The 25,501-nt window shown below is 66.7% G+C and carries 23 protein-coding genes and 1 pseudogene; 4 read left to right on the top strand and 20 right to left on the bottom strand.

Annotated elements, in window-relative coordinates; all coding sequences use genetic code 11:
• Positions 1–28: 28 nt before the first annotated feature.
• Together P4826_RS12525 and P4826_RS12520 are read right to left on the bottom strand one after the other, a co-directional pair.
• Positions 29–451: a universal stress protein gene (locus P4826_RS12525; protein ID WP_317700706.1), complete on the bottom strand. Its 423-nt coding sequence runs from the start codon at positions 449–451 to the stop codon at positions 29–31.
• Between the two features lie 90 nt (positions 452–541).
• Positions 542–1,387, bottom strand: coding sequence for a metallophosphoesterase (locus tag P4826_RS12520; RefSeq protein WP_317700705.1), 846 nt, complete (start codon positions 1,385–1,387; stop codon positions 542–544).
• 150 nt (positions 1,388–1,537) lie between these two features.
• Here P4826_RS12520 and P4826_RS12515 point away from each other — a divergent pair, with 150 nt between their 5' ends.
• Positions 1,538–1,978: a hypothetical protein gene (locus P4826_RS12515; protein WP_317700704.1), complete on the top strand. Its 441-nt coding sequence runs from the start codon at positions 1,538–1,540 to the stop codon at positions 1,976–1,978.
• Positions 1,979–2,116: 138 nt separating this feature from the next.
• Here the strand turns inward: P4826_RS12515 and P4826_RS12510 are convergent, their stop codons facing one another.
• From P4826_RS12510 to P4826_RS12465, 10 genes are all read right to left on the bottom strand, one after another.
• Complete coding sequence (locus P4826_RS12510) at positions 2,117–3,982, bottom strand: phosphoenolpyruvate carboxykinase (GTP) (protein WP_317700703.1); 1,866 nt, start codon at positions 3,980–3,982, stop codon at positions 2,117–2,119.
• A 319-nt stretch (positions 3,983–4,301) separates the two neighbouring features.
• Positions 4,302–4,460, bottom strand: coding sequence for a hypothetical protein (locus P4826_RS12505; protein WP_317700702.1), 159 nt, complete (start codon positions 4,458–4,460; stop codon positions 4,302–4,304).
• Positions 4,461–4,550: 90 nt separating this feature from the next.
• Positions 4,551–5,750 carry a threonine ammonia-lyase gene (locus P4826_RS12500; protein WP_317700701.1) on the bottom strand — a complete coding sequence of 400 codons (1,200 nt, stop codon included), beginning with the start codon at positions 5,748–5,750 and terminating at the stop codon, positions 4,551–4,553.
• A 78-nt stretch (positions 5,751–5,828) separates the two neighbouring features.
• Positions 5,829–7,487 (bottom strand): isovaleryl-CoA dehydrogenase, encoded by a 1,659-nt coding sequence (locus P4826_RS12495; RefSeq protein ID WP_317700700.1) that lies wholly within the window; start codon positions 7,485–7,487, stop codon positions 5,829–5,831.
• Between the two features lie 37 nt (positions 7,488–7,524).
• Positions 7,525–10,245: a magnesium-translocating P-type ATPase gene (gene mgtA, locus P4826_RS12490; protein WP_317700699.1), complete on the bottom strand. Its 2,721-nt coding sequence runs from the start codon at positions 10,243–10,245 to the stop codon at positions 7,525–7,527.
• Positions 10,246–10,368: 123 nt separating this feature from the next.
• Entirely contained in the window at positions 10,369–11,403 is a 1,035-nt protein-coding gene (locus P4826_RS12485; protein ID WP_317700698.1) for a homocysteine S-methyltransferase family protein, read from the bottom strand.
• Positions 11,400–12,290, bottom strand: coding sequence for a LysR family transcriptional regulator (locus P4826_RS12480; protein ID WP_317700697.1), 891 nt, complete (start codon positions 12,288–12,290; stop codon positions 11,400–11,402). The genes P4826_RS12485 and P4826_RS12480 overlap by 4 nt, the downstream gene beginning before the upstream one ends.
• 187 nt (positions 12,291–12,477) lie before the next feature.
• Positions 12,478–13,641 (bottom strand): acyl-CoA dehydrogenase family protein, encoded by a 1,164-nt coding sequence (locus tag P4826_RS12475; RefSeq protein WP_317700696.1) that lies wholly within the window; start codon positions 13,639–13,641, stop codon positions 12,478–12,480.
• On the bottom strand, positions 13,638–14,021 hold the full coding sequence (locus P4826_RS12470) for a cupin domain-containing protein (RefSeq protein ID WP_317700695.1): 384 nt from the start codon (positions 14,019–14,021) through the stop codon (positions 13,638–13,640). Before P4826_RS12470 ends, P4826_RS12475 begins: the two co-directional genes overlap by 4 nt.
• Positions 14,022–14,030: 9 nt before the next feature.
• Positions 14,031–14,993 carry a Bug family tripartite tricarboxylate transporter substrate binding protein gene (locus P4826_RS12465; RefSeq protein ID WP_317700694.1) on the bottom strand — a complete coding sequence of 321 codons (963 nt, stop codon included), beginning with the start codon at positions 14,991–14,993 and terminating at the stop codon, positions 14,031–14,033.
• A 215-nt stretch (positions 14,994–15,208) separates the two neighbouring features.
• Between P4826_RS12465 and recQ the strand changes: the two genes are divergently transcribed.
• The gene (gene recQ / locus P4826_RS12460) at positions 15,209–17,065 is read left to right on the top strand and encodes a DNA helicase RecQ (RefSeq protein ID WP_317700693.1); all 1,857 of its coding nucleotides are present in this window, start codon (positions 15,209–15,211) and stop codon (positions 17,063–17,065) included.
• Between the two features lie 192 nt (positions 17,066–17,257).
• On the opposite strand, the gene P4826_RS12455 is transcribed toward recQ, so the two are convergent.
• Entirely contained in the window at positions 17,258–18,004 is a 747-nt protein-coding gene (locus tag P4826_RS12455; RefSeq protein WP_317700692.1) for a fibro-slime domain-containing protein, read from the bottom strand.
• A 221-nt stretch (positions 18,005–18,225) separates the two neighbouring features.
• On the opposite strand from P4826_RS12455, the gene P4826_RS12450 reads away from it, so the two are divergent.
• The gene (locus tag P4826_RS12450) at positions 18,226–18,456 is read left to right on the top strand and encodes a Uma2 family endonuclease (protein ID WP_317700691.1); all 231 of its coding nucleotides are present in this window, start codon (positions 18,226–18,228) and stop codon (positions 18,454–18,456) included.
• Positions 18,457–18,475: 19 nt separating this feature from the next.
• Positions 18,476–18,814: a Uma2 family endonuclease gene (locus P4826_RS12445; protein WP_317700690.1), complete on the top strand. Its 339-nt coding sequence runs from the start codon at positions 18,476–18,478 to the stop codon at positions 18,812–18,814.
• Positions 18,815–18,831: 17 nt separating this feature from the next.
• Here P4826_RS12445 and P4826_RS12440 read toward each other — a convergent pair whose 3' ends face one another.
• The 7 genes and pseudogenes from P4826_RS12440 to P4826_RS12410 form a co-directional block, all read right to left on the bottom strand.
• Positions 18,832–19,836 (bottom strand): CBASS cGAMP-activated phospholipase, encoded by a 1,005-nt coding sequence (locus P4826_RS12440; RefSeq protein ID WP_317700689.1) that lies wholly within the window; start codon positions 19,834–19,836, stop codon positions 18,832–18,834.
• The gene (locus tag P4826_RS12435; RefSeq protein WP_317700688.1) at positions 19,833–20,291 is read right to left on the bottom strand and encodes a hypothetical protein; all 459 of its coding nucleotides are present in this window, start codon (positions 20,289–20,291) and stop codon (positions 19,833–19,835) included. Before P4826_RS12435 ends, P4826_RS12440 begins: the two co-directional genes overlap by 4 nt.
• Positions 20,292–20,394: 103 nt before the next feature.
• Entirely contained in the window at positions 20,395–20,763 is a 369-nt protein-coding gene (locus P4826_RS12430; RefSeq protein ID WP_317700687.1) for a hypothetical protein, read from the bottom strand.
• A gap of 80 nt (positions 20,764–20,843) precedes the next feature.
• Positions 20,844–21,518: an anaerobic ribonucleoside-triphosphate reductase activating protein gene (locus tag P4826_RS12425; RefSeq protein WP_317700686.1), complete on the bottom strand. Its 675-nt coding sequence runs from the start codon at positions 21,516–21,518 to the stop codon at positions 20,844–20,846.
• Positions 21,515–21,697 carry an anaerobic ribonucleoside-triphosphate reductase gene (gene nrdD / locus P4826_RS12420; protein WP_317700685.1) on the bottom strand — a complete coding sequence of 61 codons (183 nt, stop codon included), beginning with the start codon at positions 21,695–21,697 and terminating at the stop codon, positions 21,515–21,517. Before nrdD (P4826_RS12420) ends, P4826_RS12425 begins: the two co-directional genes overlap by 4 nt.
• A gap of 76 nt (positions 21,698–21,773) precedes the next feature.
• Positions 21,774–22,903: pseudogene (nrdD, locus tag P4826_RS12415) on the bottom strand (anaerobic ribonucleoside-triphosphate reductase).
• 243 nt (positions 22,904–23,146) lie between these two features.
• Positions 23,147–25,453 (bottom strand): nitric-oxide reductase large subunit, encoded by a 2,307-nt coding sequence (locus P4826_RS12410; RefSeq protein ID WP_317700684.1) that lies wholly within the window; start codon positions 25,451–25,453, stop codon positions 23,147–23,149.
• Positions 25,454–25,501 lie beyond the last annotated feature (48 nt).

Genomic DNA, 25,501 nt, shown 5'->3' with positions numbered 1-25,501 from the left:
GTCAATTTCCTCCCACCCTCTGAGCTGATCAGCGCACCAGCAGCACCGGCACCTGGCAGTTGGCCAGCACCTGGGTGCTGACCGAGCCCATCACCAGCTTGCCCAGCGAGCCATGGCCATGTGTGCCCATGACGATGAGGTCGTACTTGCCGGATTCGGCCACCTTGGCGATGGTCTCGCCGGCCGGGCCGACCTTGGTCACGGTCTTGAGCTGCACGCCGTGGCGGGCGAGGAACTTCACTACCGGCGCCAGCACCTTCTCGCCCTCTTCGGCGTAGTAGCTGTCCACCGTCTCCTTGCCCAGGGCGGCGCGGGCGCGCGGCGGCAGCGCCGCCTGCACGGTAATGGCCGTGTAGCTGTGCGAGGTGCCCAGCATCTCGTCATGCGCGGCCAGATAGGCCAGCATCTTCTTGGTGTAGGGGCTGCCATCGACAGCAAGCAGGATGTTCATGCGAGGTTCTCCGTAAACAGGGTGACAGACTAATCCGCGACGGCGCCTTTGATCTTGACCTGAATCACGCGCTCGGCGCAGGCCGGGCAATCATACGGTGAGCACGCACTGGGGCAGGAAGGCATCCTGCTCCCCCTTGCGCGCATAGCCCAGCGGGTTGGCCACCACGCGGCAATGCCAGGCCCGGCCGTCCCTATGCACGCCCTGGGCCAGGTAGTCGCTGGGTGCATGCAGATGGCCGTGCAGCCAGAGGCGGGCCCGGGGCAGCAGCTCGTCCATGGCGTTGCAAAAACCGGCCGTGCCGGGCGTCAAGCCATACCGTGGGTCGGCACTGCGCAGGCTGGGCGCAAAGTGTGTAATCACTACTGTTGTGCCGTCAAATGGCTGGCTCAGTGCCTGGCGCAACCAGGCCTGGCAGGCCAGGCCCTGCTCGCGCAGCTGCGCCGCCAGAAAGGGCTCGCCGCGCCTGGTGCCACCGGTCTTGGCCAGGTAGAAGTCGGCGGCGCGAAAGGCCTTTTCGCGCCGCTTCAGGCGCTGGCCCAGGTCGGTGATGCCATGGTGGTCGGCCAGGGCGTCAAAGTCGCTCCACAGCGTGGTGCCCACCAGGCGCACGCCGTCCAGTACCAGGCTTTCGCGTTCCAGCCAGATCAGCCCCAGCCGGTCGCAGACGTGGCGCAGGCGCGCGTGGGCGGCATCAAAGTCCTGGCCGTCGTACTCATGGTTGCCCGGAACAAAGACCACCGGGGTGGGCCAGCCGGCGTACTGCGGCAACGGCGAAAAGCGCGCCAGACCGAAGTCATCATCCGCCAGCAGGGAGCCTGGCTGGTAGGAGCCTATGTCGCCGGCCAGCACCAGCAGGTCGGCACCTGGGGCCGGGCTGGGCCGGAAATGGGGGTGAATCTCCAGGTGCAGATCGGACAGCAGTTGCAGCTTCATGGTGTGTGGTGGATGGCGAACCCGCAGGATGGGTCATTACGCATACCGGCAAGGGTGATTCCAACAATGCATTGGACAGAATTCAGGGTTAACCCTAGTATTACTCCAGTCGCCCGGCAAGCTCGCCGTCCGTGACATTCTGCTTTCATCATGACTACATCTGCATCCATCGAGCTTTATACCCAACACCGTGGCCTGGCCCGCATGCGGGGCGCCGCGCGCTATCTGCGCCAGGCCGCCGCCCGTTCCAGCGGTGCGCGTGGTGCCACATCCCTGGCCCTGGCGGCGACCGTGGCAGCGTTGATGGTGGCCGCGAATACGCTCATCGACAGCTGGAGCGACGGCCACCTGCTGGCGGCCTGGCTGGTGCTGTGGGGTATCGCCTTCGCCGGCATGGCCCTGCTGGCCGGACCGGTGCGCAAGCTGGTGTCGCTGGTGCTCTCGGGTACCGAGGCCTGGACCGAGGCCTACCGACGCGCCCAGGAAGATGAAAAGACCTGGAACGCCGCGCTGCACGACGCGCGCATCCTGGCGGACCTGAGCCGCGCCATGAATGGCATCGCGGTCGAGGACATGCGCCGCTATCGCTGACTGCCCCGGCCCGTACCGGGTCAGGCCGCAATCCAGGGGCACCTCAGGGTGCCCTTTTTTGCGCCCGTACTTGCAGTAGCAAACAGCAAGGCCCCGCAGCACGGACATGCTGCGGGGCCTTGGTGGTCAGGCACAGTTTTAGGCGCTCAGGCGCTGCTCCAGATCGGCCTTGGCGTTCAACAGCTCTCGCGGCAGGCCCTGAGCGAGCATGGCGAAATGCTCGTCATGCAGCTTCAGCTCGTCGATCCAGGCGGCCTTGTCGATGCTGGTCACGTTCTGGAACTGCTCGGCGCTGAAGTCCAGTCCACCCCAGTTGATCTCGGCGTACTGAGGGGCAATGCCGAAGGCGGTTTCCTGCCCCTGGGCCTGGCCCTCGATGCGATCGATCATCCACTTGAGCACGCGCATGTTCTCTCCATAGCCGGGCCAGACGAACTTGCCATCGGCGTTCTTGCGGAACCAGTTGGTGGTGTAGATGCGCGGCAGCTGTGCGCCCTGGGCGCTGATCTTGGCGCCCAGGTTCAGCCAGTGCTGGAAGTAGTCGCTCATGTTGTAGCCCATGAAGGGCAGCATGGCGAACGGGTCGCGGCGCACCACGCCCTGGGCGCCAAAGGCGGCGGCGGTGGTCTCGCTGCCCATGGTGGCGGCCATGTACACGCCTTCGGTCCAGTTGCGCGCCTCGGTCACCAGCGGCACGGTGGTGGAGCGGCGGCCACCGAAGATGAAGGCGTCGATCTTCACGCCGGCCGGGTCGTCCCAGGCCTCGTCGAGCGCCGGGTTGTTGGTGGCGGCCACGGTGAAGCGGGCGTTGGCGTGCGCTGCCTTGCGGCCGGCCTTGCCGTCCTCGGGCGTCCAGTCCTTGCCCTGCCAGTCGATCAGGTGCGCGGGCATGACGCCGGTGTCCTTTTCCATGCCCTCCCACCACACGTCGCCGTCATCGGTCAGCGCGACGTTGGTGAAGATCACGTCCTTGTTCAGGCTGGCCATGCAGTTGGGGTTCGTGTGGTAGTTGGTGCCGGGGGCCACGCCGAAGTAGCCGGCCTCGGGGTTGATGGCGCGCAGGCTGCCGTCGGCCTGGGGCTTGATCCAGGCGATGTCGTCGCCGATGGTGGTCACCTTCCAGCCATCGAAGGCCTGGGGCGGCACCAGCATGGAGAAGTTGGTCTTGCCGCAGGCGCTGGGGAAGGCGGCGGCGACGTGGTACTTCTTGCCCTCGGGGTTGCTCACGCCCAGGATCAGCATGTGCTCGGCCAGCCAGCCCTGGTCACGCCCCATGGTGGAGGCGATGCGCAGCGCCAGGCATTTCTTGCCCAACAGGGCGTTGCCACCGTAGCCCGAGCCGTAGCTCCAGATCTCGCGCGTCTCGGGGTAGTGCACGATGTACTTGGTCTTGGCGTTGCAGGGCCAGCTGGTTTCGTCCTTCTGGCCGGCGGCCAGCGGCGCGCCCACGGTGTGCATGCAGGGCACGAATTCGCCATCGGCGCCGATCACGTCGTACACGGCGCGGCCCATGCGCGTCATGATCTTCATGTTCACGGCCACGTAGGCGCTGTCGGACAGCTCCACGCCCACATGGGCGATCGGGCTGCCCAGCGGGCCCATGGAGAAGGGCACCACGTACATGGTGCGGCCGGCCATGCAGCCGTCGAACAGCGGCGCCAGCGTGGCGCGCATCTCGTTGGGCGCCATCCAGTTGTTGGTCGGGCCGGCGTCTTCCTTCTTTTCGGAGCAGATGTAGGTGCGGTCTTCCACACGCGCCACGTCGGACGGGTCGGACCAGGCCAGGTAGCTGCCGGGGCGCTTGGCAGGGTTGAGCTTCTTGAAGGTGCCGGCATCGACCAGCTGCTGGCAAAGCTGGTCGTACTCTTCTTGCGAGCCGTCGCACCAGTGGATCCTGGCGGGCTTGCACAGGGCGGCCATTTCGGCGACCCAGGCGATCAGCTTGGCGTTCTTGACGTAGGCGGGGGCCTGAATGGTCAGGCCTTGCAGGGTGGGAGCGTTCATCGCGGGCTTCTCTACAAGTTGAAAAACAGTTTTTTCAAAGAGAGCGCACCGGGCTTGCTTGGCACAGGCTGGCGCACCATGAGCGCTGCCTTTGAAAAAACGGCTTGGGTTGAAAGTAGGCCGGGCGGCTGCGACAGGCACCAAGGCTGGGCGGGTATGGCGCAGTCAGACCGGAACCCTTGATTCTATGAAGCACCCCGGAATTTGTCTGTGGGCCAGGGGGTAAAACTATGCAAACTGCGCATGACAATATGCACAGAATGTCGGAGAAACAACAAGGCCCCGCATTGCGGGGCCTTGTCAGTGGGGGCGCAGCCGGTCAGCCCATGGACACGGCAATGAAGGCCAGCAGGAAGATCACCAAAGCGCCCGCGGCCGGGATCACGAAGGGAATCACGTCCACTACGGTCTCGATGGGGTCGGTGGCGGTGGCCACCTCCACGTCGGCGGCATTCGGGGCGATGGGGCGGTGGGTCATGTGCCTGGTCTCCTGTGTCTGGTGGCGTGGTTCGGGCCAGTGTAGTCGCGCGCCGGTTTGCGGTTCTGAGGCCTAACCCGTATCAGCCTCTCAGCGCAGCTCGGCTTCCATATGGGCGGCGCGCAGCTGATCCAGCACCTGCTGCACATGGGCCTTGCCGCGCGTCTGCAGCACTAGCTCGATCTCCACGTTCTGCGCCGCCAGCATGGTGAAGGCGCGCTGGTGGTGCACCTCCTCGATGTTGGCGCCGGCCTCGGCCACGGTGGCGGTGATGCGCGCCAGCACGCCGGGAATGTCGCGCGCGCTGACCAGGATGCGCGCCAGGCGCCCGCTGCGCACCATGCCGCGCTCGATGATGGCCGCCAGCAGCAGCGGGTCTATGTTGCCGCCCGAGAGCACCAGCCCCACCTTCTTGCCGCGAAAGCGCTCGGGGTAGCGCAGCAGGGCGGCCAGGCCGGCGGCGCCCGCGCCCTCGACCAGGGTTTTCTCGATCTCCAGCAGCATCAGCACGGCCTGCTCGATGTCGCCCTCCTGCACCAGCAGCAGATCGTCCACCAGGCGGGAGATGACCTCGCGCGTCATCTCCCCGGGCTGGCCCACGGCAATGCCCTCGGCGATCGTGGACTGGCCCTGCGGGTGCTGCGTGCCTTGGATGGCATTCACCATGGACGGAAAGCGCGCCGCCTGCACGCCGACGATGTCCAGGCCGGGTTTCAGCGCCCGCGCGGCCGTGGCAATGCCCGCCAGCAGACCACCGCCGCCGACGGCGATGACCAGCGCGTCCAGATCGGGCTGTTCGGCCAGCATCTCCAGCGCGATCGTGCCCTGGCCGGCGGCGATGGCCTCGTCGTCGTAGGGGTGGACGAAGCACAGCTGCTGCTGCTCGGCCAGCTGGTAGGCATGCTGGCGCGCCTCCTCCAGCGTGTCGCCGTGCAGCACCACCTCGGCGCCAAAGCCGCGCGTGCGCTCCACCTTCACGCCGGGCGTGAAGCGCGGCATGACGATCACCGCGCGCAGGCCCAGGCGCTGCGCGTGGTAGGCCACGCCCTGGGCGTGGTTGCCGGCGCTCATGGCCACCACGCCATGGGCGCGCTCCTCGGCTGTGAGCTGGGCCAGCTTGTTGCAGGCGCCGCGCTCCTTGAACGAGGCCGTGAACTGCAGGTTCTCGAACTTGAGGAACACCTGCGCGCCGACGATCTGCGACAGCGTGCGCGACTCGACGCAGGGCGTGTCCAGCACCTGGCCGCTCAGGCGGGCGGCGGCATCCTGTATGTCTTGGAGGGTGAGCATGGTGAGTACTATCAATAAGTGAGCTATTGGCGCTTTATACGATTGCGCTAAAGCCTGTTTTTACTGTAAGTGTTCTTGTCAGGCGGGAAAGGCCCGCGCCAGGATGGCGGCGACGTCCAGGCCGCGCATGTCCATGGCACCGGCCACGCGGCCCGCGCCGCCATCGGCCAGGCGCGTGGCGATGAAGGCGTCGGCCATGGCGCTGGGCGCATGCCGGCGCAGCAGGCAGGCCTGGGCCAGCAGCACCAGGCGCTGGGCCAGCAGCCGGCCCAGGGCTTGCTGCTGCTCGGGCGGCAGGGCCAGCAGGGCCAGCAGCTCGCGCAGGGCCACGGCCAGTCGTGGTTCGCCCGCGGCTGCCGACTGCAGCTCGGCCAGCAGGGCCTGGGCGGCGTCGCCATCGCGTTGCAGGGCGCGCAGCACATCCAGGCACATGACGTTGCCCGAGCCCTCCCAGATGGAGTTCACCGGCGCCTCGCGGTACAGCCGGGCCAGCACGCCGTCCTCGACATAGCCGTTGCCGCCCAGCACCTCCATGGCTTCGCCGGTCAGCTCCACGGCGCGCTTGCAGACCCAGAACTTGGCGGCCGGCGTCATGATGCGGCGCCAGGCGCGTTCGCCCGGCGAGCTGGTTTCATCCTCGCAGGCCTGGGCCAGACGCATGGCCAGCTGCAGCGCGGCCTCGCTCTCCAGCGCCAGGTCGGTCAGCACGGCGCGCATCAGCGGCTGATCCGCCAGCGCCTTGCCGAAGGCCTGGCGCCGGCGCGCGTAGGCAATGGCCTGCACCGTGGCCTGGCGCAGGATGGCGGCGCTGCCCACCACGCAGTTCAGGCGCGTATAGCCGGCCATCTCGATGATGGTTGGAATGCCCCGGCCCTCCTCGCCGATCAGGATGCCCCAGGCATCCTCAAATTCGACCTCGGCACTGGCGTTGCTGCGGTTGCCCAGCTTGTCCTTCAGGCACTGCACGCGCACGGCGTTGCGGCTGCCGTCGGGGCGCCAGCGCGGCACGTAGAAGCAGGCGAAGGGGCCATCCGCACCGACGCGCGCCGTCACCAGGTGCGCGTCGCACTGCGGCGCGGAGAAGAACCATTTGTGGCCGCGCAGCAGGTATTCGCCGCCGCGCCCCCCGGCGCCCATGGCCGTGGCCACGGTGGTGTTGGCGCGCACGTCCGAGCCGCCCTGCTTCTCCGTCATGCCCATGCCCAGCCAGATGCCGGCCTTGTCCGCAGCCGGCATATCGCGCGCGTCGTAGGTGTCGCTGTACAGCTTGTCCTTGAGCTGCGCCCACAGCGCGTCCTCGCGCTGCAGCAGCGGAATCGCCGCCTGGGTCATGGTGGCCGGGCACAGCGTGCCTTGCTCCACCTGGCCGTGCAGGTAAAAACCGGCGGCCCAGGCAGTCCAGCGGCCCGGCTGCTGCTCTCGAAAAGGGAGCGACACCAGGCCCTGGCCGCGGTACAGCGCCATCAGCTGGTGCCAGGCCGGGTGGAACTCGATGGCGTCGATGCGCCGACCGCGCGTGTCAAAGCGGTGCAGCTCGGGCGCATGGCGGTTGGCCTGTTGCGCCAGGGTGTAGGTGTCGGCCCGGCCCAGCCGCCGCGCATAGCTGTCCAGCGCTGGCCTGGCCCAACCGGCATCGGCGCGCGCCAGCGCCTCGCACAGCGCCGGGTCGCTGGCCAGCGGGTCGTAGTCGCCCAGTTCGGGGAACTGGTTGAAGACCTGGTGGGTGGTCCAATCCATGGGCTTGTCCTCCGTGCGAGGGGGTGAGAAGTGCAGCTTACTGCCAACCCCAGCGGCGTCGGTAAAAACCCTTCATGGCCTGGGTCAGCGCCATATAACCCAGCATGGTGAGGGGCAACAGCGCGAAGTACAGCGGCGGCAGGGCCTGCAGCTTGAAGTAATGCGCCAGCGGCCCCATGGGCAGGAACAGCCCCACGGTGACGATGGCGAGCGTCATCGCCATCAGCGGCAGCGAGGCGCGGCTCTCGATGAAGGGCAGCTTGGGGCTGCGGATCAGGTGCACGATGAGTGCCTGCGTGAGCAGGCTGACGACGAACCAGCCCGACTGGAACAGCGTCTGCTGCGCCGGCGTCTGCGCGCCGAACACCCACCACATCATGGCGAACGTGAGCATGTCGAAGACCGAGCTCAGCGGCCCGAAGAAAACCATGAAACGGCCGATGTCGCCGGGCTGCCAGCGCAGCGGCTGGCGCAGCATTTCTTCGTCCACGTTGTCGAACGGTATGGCGATCTGCGAGATGTCGTACAGCAGGTTGAGCACCAGCAGGTGCATGGGCAGCATCGGCAAAAAGGGCAGCAGCGCGGCCGCGATCAGCACCGAGAACACGTTGCCGAAGTTGGAGCTGGCGGTGATCTTGATGTATTTGAGCATGTTGGCGAAGGTGCGCCGCCCCTCCTGCACGCCTTGTTCGAGCACCATCAGGCTTTTCTCCAGCAAGATGATGTCGGCCGCCTCCTTGGCGATGTCCACCGCGCTGTCCACCGAGATGCCGATGTCGGCCGCGCGCAGCGCCGGTGCGTCGTTGATGCCGTCGCCCATGAAGCCCACCACATGGCCATTGGCCTTGAGCCGGTGCACGATGCGCTCCTTGTGCAGCGGCGTGAGCTTGGCGAACAGGTTGTGGTTCTCCACGGCCTCGCCAAGCTGCTGGTCGTTCATGGCCTCGATGTCGCGCCCCAGCAGCACGCCCTGCTGCGCCAGGCCCACCTCGCGACAGATCTTGGCGGCCACCAGCTCGTTGTCGCCGGTCAGCACCTTCACCGCCACCTGGTGCTCGGCCAGGGCCTTCAGGGCCGCGGCCGTGGAGTCCTTCGGCGGGTCGAGAAAGGCCACATAGCCGATGAGGGTCAGGGCGCTTTCGTCGGCCAGGCCATAGACCTCCTGCGTCGGCGGCCCTTCCCGGGCGGCCACGGCCACCACGCGCAGGCCTTCCTCGTTGAGATCGGCCGTCACCGTGCGAATGCGTTGCAGCAGTTCGGGCGTCAGTGGCTCGACCGCTTCGCCATGGCGCACCTGGGTGCACACGGCCAGGATTTCCTCCACCGCGCCCTTGGTGATGAGCAGATGGTGCGCATCGTGTTCGGCCACCACCACCGACATGCGCCGGCGTGTGAAGTCGAACGGGATTTCATCGACCTTGCGGAAGTTCTTGGCGGGCTCGAGTTCGCGGGACACCTCGGCGTGCTCCAGCACGGCGACGTCCAGCAGGTTCTTCAGGCCGGTCTGGTAATAGCTGTTGAGATAGGCCAGCTCCAGCACATCGCTGGACTCCTCGCCCCAGGCATCGACGTGGCGCGCGAGGAAGATCTTGTCCTGCGTCAGCGTGCCGGTCTTGTCGGTGCACAGGACGTCCATGGCGCCGAAGTTCTGTACTGCGTCCAGCCTTTTCACGATGACCTTCTTGCGCGAAAGAAACACGGCGCCCTTGGCCAGCGTCGAGGTCACGATCATCGGCAGCATCTCGGGCGTCAGGCCCACGGCGATGGCCAGGGCAAACAACAAGGCCTCCATCCAGTCGCCCTTGGTGAAGCCGTTGATGAAGAACACCAGCGGCGCCATCACGAACATGAAGCGGATCAGCAGCCAGCTGACCTGGTTCACGCCAGCGTAGAACGCCGTGGGCGCGCGGTCGGTGGCGACGACGCGGTTGGCCAAGGCGCCGAAATAGGTGTTGTTGCCGGTGTGAAGCACCACGGCCCTGGCCGAGCCCGACACCACATTCGTGCCCATGAAGACCAGGTTCTCCAGATCCAGTGCGTTGATGGTCTGGGGGCCGCTGTGGGCGGCGGACTTTTCCACCGGCATGGATTCGCCCGTCATCGCTGACTGCGACACGAACAAATCCTTGGCGGTGAGCACGCGGCAGTCCGCTGGAATCATGTCGCCGGCCGACAGCCAGATCACATCGCCGGGTACCAACAGCCTGGTAGCCAGCTCCACCTGCTGAGCCACGGTGCCAGCGTCCGCGCCGCGGCGCAGCACCGTGGCCGTATTGCTGACCATGGCCTTGAGCGCGTCGGCGGCCTGGTTGGACTTGCCCTCCTGCCAGAAGCGCAGCACGGTGGACAGCACCACCATCGTGCCGATGACGAGGGTGCCCTTCATGTCATGGGTCAGGTAGGAGACGATGGCCAGCAGCGTGAGCAGCAGGTTGAAGGGGTTGCGGTAGCAATGCCACAGGTGCATCCACCGCGGTAGGGGCTTTTCATGCTCCACCTCGTTGGGGCCCACGCGCTCGCGTATGCCTTCGGCCTGCGCCTCGGACAGCCCGTCTTCGTGGCTACCCAGCTGCTCCAGCAGCGCCTGGGCGTCGGCGATTGCAGCCGCGGCCAGGGGCTGGGTCAGCGCGGCGGGTATTTCCCGGCTGACGCCGGTGCGTGTTAGCGTCTCCAGCAGCGCCCGGCGGCGAAAGTGCCGCACGATGCGGCGCGTGCGCAGAAATCCGGCAAACACTTCTCTCAGGATGGTGGGGCGCATGGGGTACTCCTGACGGCCACTACACCTGAATCAGCGGGGGCCGTCTATAAGCGCGGGCCCATGGCCAGGAGGGCCGGCGTGTGCGGTGTCGCAGGGGAGTGCCGCAGCATGCCGGGCGCGGGCTTAGGCGGGGGCGTGCTGGAACAGTCGGCGCGTGCCCACCGGCGCCACGGCGCGGGCGATGGCGCTTATGTGGTCGGGGGTGGTGCCGCAGCAGCCGCCCAGGATGTTCACCAGGCCCTCGGCGGCGAATTCATGCACCAGGCGGCTGGTGACCTCGGGGGTCTCGTCGAAGCCGGTGTCGCTCATGGGGTTGGGCAGGCCGGCGTTGGGGTAGCAGCTGATGAAGGTGTCGGGCGCGGCCTTGGCCAGCTCCTGGATGTAGGGGCGCATCAGCGCCGCGCCCAGGGCGCAGTTCAGGCCTATGGACAGCGGATTGGCATGGCGTACGCTGTGCCAGAAGGCGGTGACGGTCTGGCCCGACAGGATGCGGCCCGAGGCGTCGGTGACCGTGCCGCTGATCATGATGGGGAGAATCTCGCCGGTCTGCTCGAAGGCTTCATCGACGGCAAACAGCGCGGCCTTGGCGTTCAAGGTGTCGAAGATGGTCTCGACCAGGATCACGTCGGCGCCGCCCTCAATAAGGGCCAGCGTCTGCTCCAGGTAGGCCGCGCGCAGCTGCTCGAAGCTGATGTTGCGCGCGCCGGGGTCGTTCACGTCGGGGCTGATGCTGGCCGTCTTGGGCGTGGGGCCGAGGGCGCCGGCGACGAAGCGCGGCTTGTCTGGCGTACTGAATTTGTCACAGGCGGCGCGCGCCAGCTTCGCGCTCTCCAGGTTCATCTCGTAGGCCAGATCGCCCATGGCGTAGTCGTCCTGGGCGATGGAAGTGGCGCCAAAGGTGTTGGTCTCGATCAGGTCGGCGCCGGCGGCCAGGTAGCCCTCATGGATGTCGCGGATCACGTCGGGGCGGGTGAGCGAGAGCAGCTCGTTGTTGCCCTTCACGTCGCGCGCAAAGTCCGCAAAGCGCTCGCCACGGTACTGCGCCTCGGTCAGCTTGAAGCGCTGGATCATGGTGCCCATGGCGCCGTCGAGGATGGCGATGCGCTGGTGAAGGATGGCGGGCAGCGCCTGGGCGCGGGTGTAGTGGGGCAGGGTCATGCGCCCGATTGTAGGAAGGGCGCCGCGCAATCCAGAAAGATCCGCAGCGCGGGATTGTCGGCCTCCTCATGCCAGGCCAGAACGCCCACCGCCGGGTGGCGCAGCCCGACGATGGGCAGGAAGCGCACGCCCTGCACGCCCGCCTGGGCCAGCGACGCCGGCACCAGGGCCACACCCATGCCCAGCGCCACCAGCGACACCACCGTGAGCCATTGCCGCGCCGCATGGCGCGTGCGTGGGTGGATGCCGGCGCGCTCGAACAGCGCGATCACGTTGTCGTGGTTGGCCGGCGCCACGTCGCGCGCGAACATCACGAAGCCCTCCTGCGCCAGCGCCGGCAGGGCCACGGCTGATTCACGCGCCAGTGGGTGCGCCTCGGGCAGGCAGCAGACGAAATGGTCGGGGATGAGCGGCCGGCATGCCAGGCGCGGGGGCACGGCGGCGGCGTTGATGAAGCCGGCGTGCAGCTGGCGGTGCAGCAGGGCGTCCAGCTGCTCGGCCGACGACAGCTCGCGCAGGTTCACGTCTATGCCCGGCGCACGGGCGCCGAAGGCGCGCACGATGCGCGGCATGTCGCGGTACACCATGGAGCCGGCAAAGCCGATCTCCAGCCGCCCCTGCAGCCCTGCGGCCACCGCGCGCGCTGTCTCGGCGGCGCTGGCCACGCGGTCCAGCACCACGCGCACCTCGGCCAGATACGCCTGGCCGGCGGCCGTGAGCGCCACATGCTTGCTGCTGCGCTCGAACAGGCGCACGCCCAGCTCCTCCTCCAGCGCCTTGATGCCCGAGGACAGCGGCGGCTGCGTGATGGCCAGGCGCTCGGCCGCGCGGCCGAAGTGCAGCTCCTCGGCCAGCACGGCGAAGTAGCGCAGCTGGTGCAGTTTCATGCCGGCATGATGCCCCAACACAGGCTCCCATATGGACGTTTTGCGAGACTCACACCGCTCGCAACTGGCGCGACCCCATGCCAGCGGCAGCCGAGCAAGGGCCGCCCCGCAGCGAGGGCTGCGTCCCCCTTCCCACGCGAAGCGTGAGAGAAGGGGGAAGGCGCGTAGCGCCACAGGGGGTTGTCTCTCAGTACGACTTGGGCAGCCCCAGCACTTTCTCGGCGATGAAGCACAGGATGAGCTGCGGGCTCACCGGCGCCAGGCGCGGGATCCAGGACTCGCGCATGTAGCGCTCGACGTGGTATTCCTTGGCGTAGCCCATGCCGCCATGGGTGAAGATGGCGCGCTCGCAGGCGCGGTAGCCGGCCTCGGCGCCCAGGAATTTGGCGGCGTTGGCCTCGGCGGCGCAATTCTTGCCCTGGTCGTACAGCCAGGCGGCCTTTTGCACCATCAGGTGCGCGGCCTCCAGGTCCATCCAGGCCTCGGCCAGCGGGTGCTGTATGGCTTGGTTCTTGCCGATGGGGCGGCCGAAGACCTCGCGCTCGGCGGCGTAGCCGGCCGCGCGCGCCAGGGCCGCGCGGCCCAGGCCGACGGCCTCGGCGGCGATCAGGATGCGCTCGGGGTTCATGCCGTGCAGGATGTAGGAAAAGCCCTTGCCCTCCTCGCCCACCCGGTCCTCCACGGGGATGCGCAGGCCGTCGATGAAGAGCTGGTTGGTGTCCACGCAGGCGCGGCCCAGCTTGGCGATTTCATGTACCTCGATCTTGCTGCGATCCAGGTCGGTGTAGAACAGCGTCAGGCCCTCGGTGCCGCGCGCCTGCTCCACCGGCGTGGTGCGTGTCAGCAGCAGGATCTTGTTGGCCACCTGGGCGGTGGAGATGTAGACCTTCTGCCCATGCACCACGTAATGGTTGCCTTCGCGCACGGCGCGTGTCTGCAGCTTCAGCGTGTTCAGGCCGGCGTTGGGCTCGGTCACGCCAAAGCAGGCCTTGTCCTTGCCCTCGATCAGCGGCGGCAGCCAGCGTTTTTTCTGCTCCTCGGTGCCGAAGACCACCACCGGGTGCAGGCCGAAGATGTTCATGTGCACGGCCGAGGCGCCCGACAGGCCCGCGCCGGTGGCGGAGATGGTGTGCATCATCAGCGCGGCCTCGCTGATGCCAAGGCCGGCGCCGCCATATTCCTCGGGCATGGCGATGCCCAGCCAGCCCGATGCCGCCAGCGCCTGGTGGAAGTCGTGCGGAAAGCCGCCATCCTGGTCCTTCTTCAGCCAGTAATCGGCGTCAAACGGGGCGCAGACGCGCTCGATGGCGGCCTTGATTTGCTCCTGCTCGGGGGTGGGGGCGAAGTTCATGGTCGGATTACCTTGTCGGGCGATTCGCCATAGGGCGGGCTGTAGATCACCAGCAGCTTGACGGGCGTATCGCTGGTGACGGTAAAGGTGTGCATGCGGTCGGCCGGAAAGAAGCACATGTCGCCCGGCAGCATGTCGAAGGCCTCGCCCTCGACCGAGGCGCGGGCCTGGCCCTCCAGCAGGTAGCAGGCCTGCTCTATGCCCGGGTGGGCGTGGGGCAGGGCGCCGCCGCCCTTGTGCAGCGTGCCCAGTAGCACCTCCATCTGCCGCGCGCCGACGGTCTCGGGGCCGATCAGGCGCTGGTTGAAGGTGTGCTCGTGGTTGGCGGGCTGGTAGCTGGGCACGCCGGCGGCGCGCACCAGGTAGCGGGATGTGGTCATGGGGTGGCCTCACTCGGGTTGTATGCCGGCCTGCTGGATCAGGGTGCGCCAGTGGGTCAGCTGGCCGGCGACGTACTGCGTGAATTCCTCCGGCGTCTTGCTGGGCCAGACCTGAAAGCCGATTTGCGCCAGCTTGTCCTGCAAGTCTTTGTCGGCCAGCACGGCTTGCAGCTCGGTGTTCAGCCGCTGCACCATGGGCTGCGGCAGGCCGGCGGGGCCGAAGATGCCGTTCCAGGATGTCAGGTCAAAGCCCTTCACCGTCTGCCCTATGGGCGGCACGCCCGGCAGCATGGGCGTGGGCTGGGCCGTGGTCACGCCCAGCGCGCGCACCTTGTCGGTCTTGAGCATGCCCATGCCGGAGCCCAGGTCGGCCACGTAGATCTGCACCTGGCCGCCCACCAGGTCGGTCATGGCCTGGGGGCTGGACTTGTAGGGCACGCCCAGCACGTCGATCTTGGCGATGTGCTTGATGCTCTCCATGGCCACCAGCGATGTGCTGTTGGGCGTGGCGTAGCTCAGTTTGCCCGGGTTGGCGCGCGCGTAGTCCAGCAGTTCGGCCAGGGTCTTGGCGGGGACGGCGGGGTTCACGGCCAGCGCGAAGGGCAGCTCGCCCACGCGCGCCACGGGCGTGAAGTCCTTGATCGGGTCGTACTTCAGGCTCTTGTACAGCGCCGGGTTGGCCGAATGCGAGGTGTTGGTGGTCATGAACAGCGTGTAGCCGTCGGGCTTGGCCTTGGCCACATACTGCGCTGCCACCTGGGCGCTGGCGCCGGGCTTGTTGTCCACGATGACCGGCTGCTTGAGCCGCGCCGCCAGGCCCGAGGCCACGGCACGCGCCACCGAGTCCGTGCCGCTGCCGGCTGCAAAGGGCACGACCAGGGTCACGGGCTTGTCGGGATAGGCCTGGGCCAGGGTCGCCGTGGCGCTGAAGGCCAGGGCAGCGGCGAGGGTGCCGCGCAGCAGAGTCTGCATACATGTCTCCTATATGGGTATGGTTGTGCGCGGCATCTTGCGCCGATCAATCATTCATGTCCAATTCAATCGTCGGACTGATCAATAGGCATTGCAAATGATTGACCGGGCGCACAATAGGCGCCCGTTGCCCGTTGTTGCGGAATTTGAGTCAAATAAGCACTTTGCGCTTATCCATCAAGCGCTGATAGCTATTAAAAAGAGAGTTTTCCGGTTTGTCCCCCGCGCATTTCGTCCTGCATGACGTCTTCGGCTACGAGCAGTTCCGTGGCCCGCAGCAGGCCATCATCGAACATGTGATCGCGGGCGGCGACGCACTCGTGCTCATGCCCACGGGCGGCGGCAAGAGCCTGTGCTACCAGGTGCCGGCCATCGTGCGGCGCGATGCGGGCCATGGCGTGACGGTGGTGGTTTCGCCCCTGATCGCCCTCATGCACGACCAGGTGGGCGCGCTGCACGAGGCCGGGGTCGAGGCGGCCTTTCTCAACTCCACGCTGGACTGGCAGCAGACCCTTCACGTCGAGCGGCGCCTCTCGCGCGGCGAGATCACGCTGCTTTACGCCGCGCCCGAGCGGGTGACCACGGAGCGTTTCATCGGCCTGCTGGACGAGCTGCACGCGCGCGGGCAACTGAGCCTGTTCGCCATTGACGAGGCGCATTGCGTGAGCCAGTGGGGCCACGACTTCCGGCCCGAGTATCGCCAGCTGAATCTGCTGCACGACCGTTACCCCGGCGTGCCGCGCATCGCCCTCACCGCCACGGCCGACGGCCTGACGCGCGCCGACATCGTTGCCGGCCTGCAGCTTTCCGACGCGCGCCAGTTCGTCAGCAGCTTCGACCGGCCCAACATCCGCTATCGCATCGAGGAAAAGAAGGAGCCGCTGGCCCAGCTCCTGCGCTTCATCACGCGCGAGCACCTGGGCGACGCCGGCGTCGTCTATTGCCAGTCGCGCAAGCGCGTGGAGGAAATGGCCCAGGCGCTGCAGGACGGCGGCATCAACGCCCTGCCGTACCACGCCGGCCTGCCGGCGGACCTGCGCCAGATGCACCAGGACCGCTTCCTGCGCGAGGACGGCATCGTCATGGTGGCCACAATTGCCTTCGGTATGGGCATAGACAAGCCCGACGTGCGCTTCGTCGCCCATGTGGACATGCCGAAAAACATCGAGGGCTACTACCAGGAGACCGGCCGCGCCGGGCGCGACGGCCTGGCCGCCGACGCCTGGATGGTTTACGGCCTGCAGGACGTGGTGAACCAGCGCCGCATGATCGACGACGGCGACGCGGCCGAGGAGTTCAAGGCCGTGCTGCGCGGCAAGCTCGACGCCCTGCTGGCCCTGGCCGAGGCCACGGACTGCCGGCGCCAGCGGCTGCTGGCCTACTTTGGTGAAGAATCCCAGCCTTGCGGCAACTGCGACAACTGCCTGAACCCGCCCGCGGTATGGGACGGCACGGACGCGGCGAGGAAGCTCCTGTCCACCATCTACCGCGTGCACGAGGTGAGCCGCCTGACCTTTGGCGTCGGCCATTTGATGGACATTGTGCGCGGCAAGGCCACGGACAAGGTGCGGCAGTTTGGCCACGACCAGCTGTCCACCTTCAACCTGGGCGCGCAGTATTCAGAGCAACAGCTGCGTGGCGTGCTGCGCCAGCTGCTGGCGCTGGGGGCGGTAGGCGTGCACCGCGTGGCGACCGAGGGTGGCCACAGCTTCGACACGCTGACGCTCACGCCCGGCTCGCGCGCCGTGCTGCGCGGTGAGCAGCAGGTCCAGCTGCGCGAGGCCCAGGCCAAGGCCGCACCCAAATCCAAACGCCGCGCCGGCCAACCCAGCGCCGCCGCTGCCGAACTGGGGCCGGACGCCCAGGTGCGCTTCATCAACCTCAAGGCCTGGCGCGCCGAGGTGGCGCGCGCGCACAACCTGCCGGCCTACGTGATCTTCCACGACGCCACGCTGGCGGCGATTGCCGAACGCAACCCGGCCAGCCTGGGCGAGCTGGAGGGCATCAGCGGCATGGGGGCGAAGAAGCTGGAGGCCTACGGGGACGAGGTGCTGCGCGTGTGCGGGGCATAGCGCAGCGGTGCCAAGTAGCAGATGCGACTCCATCTCTAAATCACTCGTGTCATTGTTGCTTCGCCTTGTCGTGCGACAGCACTGCCTGCGGCTTCGCGCCTGGACACGAATGTTTTGGAAACGGAATGGCGATGCGCCCGCATACGACAACGGCGCCCAAAGGCGCCGCTGCGTGGTTGGGGTAGGAATCAATCAAGCCGTCTTGCGGCGACGGACAAAGGCCAGGCCAACCATGGAAAGACCCATCAAGGCCAACGAACCAGGTTCGGGCACGTTGGTCGGGGGCGACTTCAAAACCAGCGATGTCGTAATCATCAGGTTCGATTGTGTGGTGTGTCGTTCGGCGAAGAAGAAATCAAAGCTGTAGTCGCCGGAGGTCTTGCCGGCCATCAACGTATCGAGGTTCACCGTTTGACTTTGGGCGGCATGAACACCTCCCAGGTCAATGCCGAGTTTGTGGTCGAAAAACACCCAGACGTCATCATCCCCGGTGAACGTGAAGGTCTGGCCGGTGCCTTGGACATAACTGAATACCGAGGAGATGTTGTACGTAAAGTGGTAGTTGTGCGAGCGGCCCTGGTTGCCCAGCAGTGCACCGTCGATGGGGAAGAAGTTGCTGTTGCTGTACTGATAGATGCCGCTGCCTGGAGATGTCTCGTTCAGCGTCAGCGAATAAGACATGCTGTCGGTGGTCTTGGTGTACCAATTGCTGAATGCCCCGGGGCCGCTGTTGCTGATCTGGCTGCTTCCCAGTGCCGTCAGGGTCGGCGATGAACCGCTCAGGGTAGTGTTGACATAGCCCGTGCCAGAGCCGCCGCTGCCTTCAAAATTCACCCCGTCAGCATTGAAGTCACGCACAGTACCGGTCAGCGTGATGGGGGCGGCAAGCGCAGCCAGACAGGAGAGGCTGGACAGGGTCGCGATGAGCAGAGATTTCATGGTAACCATCCGGGTGAATAAGATCGACCAAGTAAAGCATTTTTTGTGCCATTCATGTAACGCGTTGATTTATAGGGGTGTTTTTAATTTTCCGTGGTCGATGTGTAAAATTTTCCGACGACCCTGGGGGTGCACGGAGCTGCCCGATGGCGCCGATGCGCCGCCCGTGGTGTACGCCTGAATGAAGCTGTGCTGCAATGCGGTACATCGAGGAGCCAATCATGGCCTTGCCTGCAGCCCAGCCGCGCTGTGATGCCCAGACCTTCCTGGATTGGGAAGAGGGTCAGGCCGAGAAGCACCAATATCTGGATGGCGAGGTGTTCGCCGTGGCTGGGGCCTCGGACGCCCGTGTGACCATTGCCCTGAATGTCGCCATGGCCCTGCGCCAGCATCTGCGTGGCGGCCCCTGCAGCGAGTTCATCACTGACATAAAGCTGCGCCGAGGAAAGTAACGCCTTCTTCTACCCCGACGTGTTCGTCACCTGGGCCGCCGCCGACCGCGAGCAGGGTCAATACAAAAGCGCCCCCAGCCTGGTCGTGGAGGTGCTTTCGCCCTTCACCAGCGCCTATGACCGCGGCGCAAAGTTTGCTGCCTACCGCAAGCTGCCCAGTCTGAGTGAGTACCTGCTCATCGACAGCGAGCGCCTGAGCGCGGACCTGTTTCGCCGCGACGAAACCGGGCGCTGGGTGCTCTACCCCTTCGACACCGCGGCGCAGCAGGTGGAACTGGCCAGCGTGGGGCTGCAACTTCCGCTGCAGGTCTTGTACGAGGATGTGCGGCTGGAGAAGAGCGCCAGCGCCCACCCCTGAGCGCGCAGGAGTCCCGGCTAGCCGACGATGGCCTTGAGCCGGTGCCAGTCGGCCGGCTGCAACGATGCCAGGCAGTCATCTGCCAGCGACAGCAGCAGATCGGTGCTGGTCTGGTCGGCCACGTCAAAGTCCAGCTGCTTTTGCTGTGCGCTGCTGGGCGGCATGTTCAGCCGCAGGTAGCGGTGCGTTCCCATGCGGGCGGCGCATTCCTGCACGGCCAGCATCTCCTGGGCGCTGGTGACGAGTTCTATCACCGGGCCGGCCCACATCAGGCCGCGCCCCGGCACGGCCGATGGGTCGCGGCCGTGCAGCGGGTTGGCCGTGCCTATGCTGAGCATGTGCACTTCGGCGCCCGGGTACATCTGCTGCGCGCATTGCAGCGCGTGCAGGTCGGGCGCGTTGGCCGCCAGGCCGCCATCGACGAAGCGGTGGTGCTGGAAGCTGTGCACCGGAAAATGCGCCGGCGCCGCCGAGGTGGCCAGCATGGCGTCCATCAGCGTCAGGCCCAGCTGGTCGCGCTGCCCAAGGGTGGGCCGGCTGCCCAGCAGCTGCAGCTTGGAGGTGGTCCAGTTCACGGTGGTCAGCAGCAGGGCGGGTGCATGTTCGCCCAGCAATTGCTGTTCTGCGTCGGGCAGCAGCTCGCAGATGGCGCTGCGCAGGCGCTGCGGGTCGTAGGGCGCGCGTCCCAGCAGCTTGCGCAGGCCACGCAGGCGCATGGGTGGGAAGATGCTGCTGCCGCGCCGCTGCAGCAGTGCCTGCAGGGCGGCGCCCGTGGCCCTGCAGCTCAGGGCCGTGGCCAGGATGCCGCCTATCGAGGTGCCGGCGATCAAGTCAAAGCGCTGCCCAAAAGGCGTGGGCCGGGCAGGGTCGGGGCCGAGCCTGGCCTCCAGTGCCCGGATCAGCGCCGCCGTGAACAGGCCTCGGTAGCCGCCGCCCGACAGGCTCAGCACGCGCACGCGGCCGGGCGCGGCGCGCGGCAGGCCGGCCGGCAGGGTGAAGGGCTCGTCTTCCGGCGCGCTCACAGTGCCTGCACCCTGACATTGGTGCCGCTGCGCAGCTGCTCCATGTAGAGGTCGTCATACTCGGCATAGACCAGATCCATGACGGCGGCGGTGGTGATCAACAGGCGCACGTCCTGGGCCAGCGGCGCGCGGCCCTTGGGCGTCTTGAAGTCCAGCGGGGCATGGGTGCGGTATTCGTGAAAGCGCTCGAGCACGGTCTCGTTCAGATCGACCAGGGTGGCCCCGCCGGCCTCCATGCGCGAGACGGTGGCGGCCAGCGCCTGGTGCCAGTCCTGGCGCTGCACCTCGGAGCGGGCCCCGCTGTTGATGACCGAGCGGGCGATGGCGATCGCCAGGCGGCTGAGCACGCATTCACCATCCTGCACCGTGGCCGCCCATTGCACGGCGCGGGCCTGCTTGCCGCACAGGCCCAGCAGCAGCTGCGGGCCGAGTAGGTAACGGTTGGGGCGCGCCATGTCATTCCATTTCTAGATCATCCGTGTCGTTGTTGCTTCGCCTTGTCGTGCTACAGCACTGCCTGCGGCTTCGCGCCTAGACACGAATGATTTGGAAGCGGAATCAGGCCCGGGGCAGGGTGAACGGATCGTGCCGCTCGCCGGGCAGCAGGGCGGCGCCGGCATCGAGCGCACCGGACGGCGCCTGCACCGAGGCCAGCGTGTCCGCCAGGCTGCGCTGCTGGCTGCTGGAGCGTTCCATGGCGATGACCTGCGCCTCGCTCAGCACCAGGTAGCGCTCGCCGCCGCGCGAGATCTGTTGCAGCTGGCCGGCCCGGGCATCGCGCAGCAGCCCGCTGTAGTCGGACTTGAACTTGGAAATGGGCATGGGCGTTTCGCTGGCTGCCACGCCCAGCTTGCGCGCCAGGCTCTCCACCGCCTGGGTGAAGATATCGATGCGGGCGCTCTCGGGGGACTTCAGGGCGGTGGACATGGGGCGGCTCCGGGTCTGGTCAATCTGGTCAGGTCAGGCCTTGATATTTAGGCCAAGCTGACCAGATGTCAAGAGAATCCCTACAGGCCGCTCCGCAGCACAAAGCCCGGAAACTGCGCCTGTAACAGGGTCTGTTGCGCGGGTGTCAGCCCCCAGGTCGGTGGGCCGTCCGGTGTACGGCATTCCTGCAGTGCCCAATGCACCACGCCGGCACGCGCCAGCTGCTCGGCCAGCCCCAGCAGGCCCGGGGTGTCGAACAACCCCTCATGCCAGGTGGTGCGGCATTCGTAGTCCACGCCGCTGGCCAGCAGCAGCTGCAGCGACTGCCAGGCGCGCGCGCCGCTGCCCGGCGTGCGCGTGATGGCGTCGTAGCCGGCCTGTGGGCCCTTGATGTCCAGGCCCACCCAGTCGAGCAGTGGCAGAACGGCGGCCAGGCGATCCGGGTACATGCCGCCGGTGTGCAGGGCCGTGGCAAAGCCCATGGCGCGCACCTGGGCCAGGGCTTGGGGCAGGGCGGACTGCGCCAGCGGCTCGCCGCCAGAGAAAACCACGCCGTCGAGCAGGCCGCGGCGGCCGTGCAAAAAGGCCAGCACCGACTCCCAGGCGATGGCGCCGCCCGCACTGGCGTCGAGAAGCTCCGGGTTGTGGCAATAACCGCAGCGCCAGGGGCAGCCCTGGCAGAACACCACGGCCGCCAGGCGGCCGGGGAAGTCGATGGTGGTGAGCCGGGTCAGCCCACCCACGCGCAAGGTCATTGCTCGGCGAAGAACTGGCGCTCGGCGTGCTCGCCCTGCTTGCCGATGTTGAAGCTGGCCACCGGGCGGTGGTAGCCCATGACGCGGGTCCAGACCTCGCAGGGCTGGCGCTCGGCGTTGCTGAGCTGCACGTCGGCGGCGGCCAGGGCGGTGGATTCGATGGCGGAGAAATGGGTCATGGATAGCTCCTTTGGGGGTGGTTGAAATGGGGGTATTTCTCCCTCGCCCCCCTTGGGGGAGAGGGAGAAACGGCGCTCACGCCGCTTGCAGCTGCCGGCGCTTCTCGGCCAGGCGCTCGGCGTCGCAAGTCGGGCAGAAGCGGTGCTCGCCCGCCAGATAGCCGTGCGTCGGGCAGATGGAAAACGTCGGCGTGACGGTGATGTAGGGCAGGCGGAAGTTGGAGAGCGCGCGTTTGACCAGTTCGCGGCAGGCCGCGCCGCTGCTGATGCGCTCGCCCATGTAGAGGTGCAGCACCGTGCCGCCGGTGTACTTGGCCTGCAAAGCCTCTTGCCGCTCTAGCGCCTCAAAGGGATCGTCGGTAAAGCCCACAGGCAGCTGCGAGCTGTTGGTGTAGTAGGGCTGGGCGGGCGTCCCCGCTTGCACGATGCCCGGCCACCGCTTTTTGTCTTCCTTGGCAAAGCGGTAGGTCGTGCCATATAGGTGTCGAAGGACGAAAACGCCTGCGCGCCGGCCCACTCGTTCTGCAGCGTGCCCAGAAAGTTGACGATCTGCCCCACGGCCGAGCTCATGTGCCTGGGCGGGCTCGCCTCCACCTTGCCCGGCACGCCGTTCAAGCCTTCGTGCAACAGCGTGCGCAGCGACCAGCCCGCGCAGTAGCCGCTGAGCATGTCCAGATCGTGGATGTGCAGGTCGCCGCTCCTGTGCGCCTCCCCGATCTCGGGCGCGTAGACATGCGAGAGCCAGTAGTTGGCCGTCACCTTGCCCGCCACGTTCAGGATCAGCCCGCCCAGCGAATAGCCCTGGTTGGCGTTGGCGTTGACGCGCCAGTCGGCGCGCGTGAGGTATTCGTTGATGGAGGAGTCCACATGCACCAGTGTCTGGCGGTCGGCACGCAGGGTGGCGTGCCGATCGCGGTAGGCGATGTAGGCGCGCGCCGTCTGCAGGTGGTTGGCGGCGATCAGTGTTTGCTCGACCACATCCTGGATCTGCTCTATGGCCGGCGCCGCCCCGTGGAAGCGGTGGATCAGCACCTTGGTGACCTGCGCGGTGAGCAACTGCGCCTCGTCAGCACCGAACTCGCCGGTGGCGGCCCCGGCACGCGCGATGGCCGAGGCAATGCGTCCGGCGTCGAACGCAGCGCGCTCGCCGCTTCTCTGGATAACGTCGCGCGGCAGCGTGGCGAGGGAAGGTGAAATGGAAGTCATTGCAAGAACTAAACACTATATGTAGTTTGATGCAACACAAGCTTGCGCTCTCCGTCTGGTTTCCACCAGACCCCACAAACGAAAAAAAGCCGGCTTGAAGCCGGCTGAAAAAGCAAGGCGCCAGAGAACCTTGCTTGCGGAGTAAATCAGGCTGTAGAGCTTGATGGATAAGCGTTAGTAGCTATTAAATTAATTGCAGCCTGGCAATGCGCCGCATGCCTGAGACACGCGGCGCAAGGCAGCTTAGCGCGTGGCGCCGGCCAGCACGCCGCCCCGCGGGGTGGCCGTGGCGCTTGGGCTGAACAGCACGCCGCTGACCACCTGCCAGCTCACGCACAGGGCACCGGTGATGAACACCAGGTCACCAAAGGTGCGCACCCAGCGCAGCGTCTCCATGAAGGGCTGCTGCATGAACTCCTCGCTGCGCGCGTACCACAGGCCCTCGGTCACGCTGGCGTGGAACTGGAACAGGCCGATGGGCAGCAGGCTGGTCGCAATCATCAGCACCAGGCCGGCGTTGAGCCACCAGAAGCCGGTCTTCATCAGGCGCTCGTTGAACTGCAGTTCAGGGCGCACATAGCGCAGCACCAGCAGCGTGAAGCCCAGCGCCAGGAAGCCATAGACACCGAACAGCGCGGCGTGGGCGTGCACCGGCGTGGTGTTCAGGCCCTGGATGTAGTACAGCGAGATGGGCGGGTTGATCATGAAGCCGAAGACGCCCGCGCCCAGCATGTTCCAGAACGCCACGGCGACGAAGCACATCAGCGGCCAGCGCAGCTTCTTCATCCACTCGGTCTTGTGCTGCAGGCGCCAGTGCTCCCAGGCCTCGTGGCCCAGCACCACCAGCGGCACCACTTCGAGTGCGCTGAACGATGCGCCCACGGCCATCACCGGGGTGGTGGTGCCGGCAAAGTACAGGTGGTGGAAGGTGCCGGGCACGCCGCCCAGCATGAAGAGCGACGCCGACGCCAGGCTGGCGGCCGTGGCCATGCGGTAGGAAACCAGGCCCAGGGTCGAGAAGATGAAGGCCAGCGCCGTGGTGGCGAAGACCTCGAAGAAGCCTTCCACCCACAGGTGCACCACCCACCAGCGCCAGTACTCCATCACCGAGATATGCGTGCGCTCGCCGTAGAACAGGCCGGCGCCGTAGAACAGGCCGATACACACGACCGACGAGGTCAGCAGGGCCAGCAGGTTCTTGTCCTGGCCGTTGGGGGCCAGCAGCGCGGGGAAGATGGCGCGCGCCATCAGCACCAGCCAGAAGGCAATGCCGGCAAACTTGCCGATCTGCCACAGGCGGCCCAGGTCAACGTATTCGTAGCCCTGGTGGCCCAGCCAGAAGTTCCACTCCTGCGGCATGACATGGGCGATGGTCAGGTAGTTGCCGATGAACGAGCCCACGCAGACCACCACCAGCGCCCAGAACAGCACGTCCACGCCCAGTTTTTGGTACTTGGGGTCCTTGCCGCCGTTGATCACCGGCGCCAGGAACAGGCCGGCGGCCAGGAAGCCGGTGGCAATCCAGAACAGCGCCGCCTGCAAATGCCAGGTGCGCACCAGGGCGTAGGGGAACCACTTGGAGACATCGATGCCGTAGAACTCCTGACCTTCCACCGTGTAGTGGGCGGTAAAGCCGCCCAGGAAGACCTGGGCGCAGAACAGCGCCACCACCAGGAACAAATACTTGCCCAGGGCGCGCTGCGAGCCGGTAAGGGCGACGCGGGTCAAGGGGTCATGCTTCGGGGGCACCGGATCCTGCTCGTCATGGTCGCGCAGGAAGGCCCAGCCCCAGACCAGAAAGCCCACGCCGGCCATCATGATGATGATGCTCATGATGGACCAGACCATGTTCTCGCCGGTCGGGGTGTTGCCGATCAGCGGCTCATGTGGCCAGTTGTTGGTATAGGTGGCGCCACTGCCCCCCACATCGGCCGGGCGCTCGGTGGCGGCGGCCCAGGCGGTCCAGAAGAAGAAGCCCGCCATCTGCGCACGGCGCTCGGCGCTGGGCAGGGTGTTCTCCTTCATGGCGAAGCTCTCGCGCGACTTCTGCAGCGACGGATCGTCGCTGAATAGCTTGTCGTAGTAGGCTGCGGTCTCGGCGATGGCCTGGGCACGCAGCGGCGTGATGGTCATCGTGTCCGTCGCCTTGTCGAAGGTGTTGGTGCGGTACTCGGTCTTCAGCCGGTCGCGCAGCACCGCCTGCTGGCCCACATCCAGGTCGGCAAAGGCCTTGCCGTGATCCTGTTGCGCGGCAAGATCCAGCCAGGCCACCAGCTCGCGGTGCAGCCAGTCGGCCGTCCAGTCCGGCGCCTGGTAGGCACCGTGGCCCAGGATGGAGCCCAGCTGCATGCCACCCGTGGACTGCCAGGCGGTCTGGCCGTCCAGAATGCTCTCCTCGGTATAGAGCGGCTTGTCGCTGCCCTCAACCAGCACCTTGCCCGGAATCGGCGGTGCGGTGCGATAAACCTCGACACCGTAATAGCCCAACAGGCTGAAGGTGACGATCAACACGCCTATCAGCGTGTACCAATACTTGGCGTACTTACCCATCCAGGGCCTCCGTCGTTGTGATGTGACGCAAGCGGTTACGCAAAAGCC

The sequence above is a fragment of the Diaphorobacter limosus genome, assembly GCF_033100095.1.
Classification (GTDB): Bacteria; Pseudomonadota; Gammaproteobacteria; order Burkholderiales; family Burkholderiaceae_C; genus Alicycliphilus; species Alicycliphilus limosus.
The sequence above is the reverse complement of the archived record's forward strand: the minus strand, read 5'-3'. Positions and strand labels throughout refer to the sequence as shown.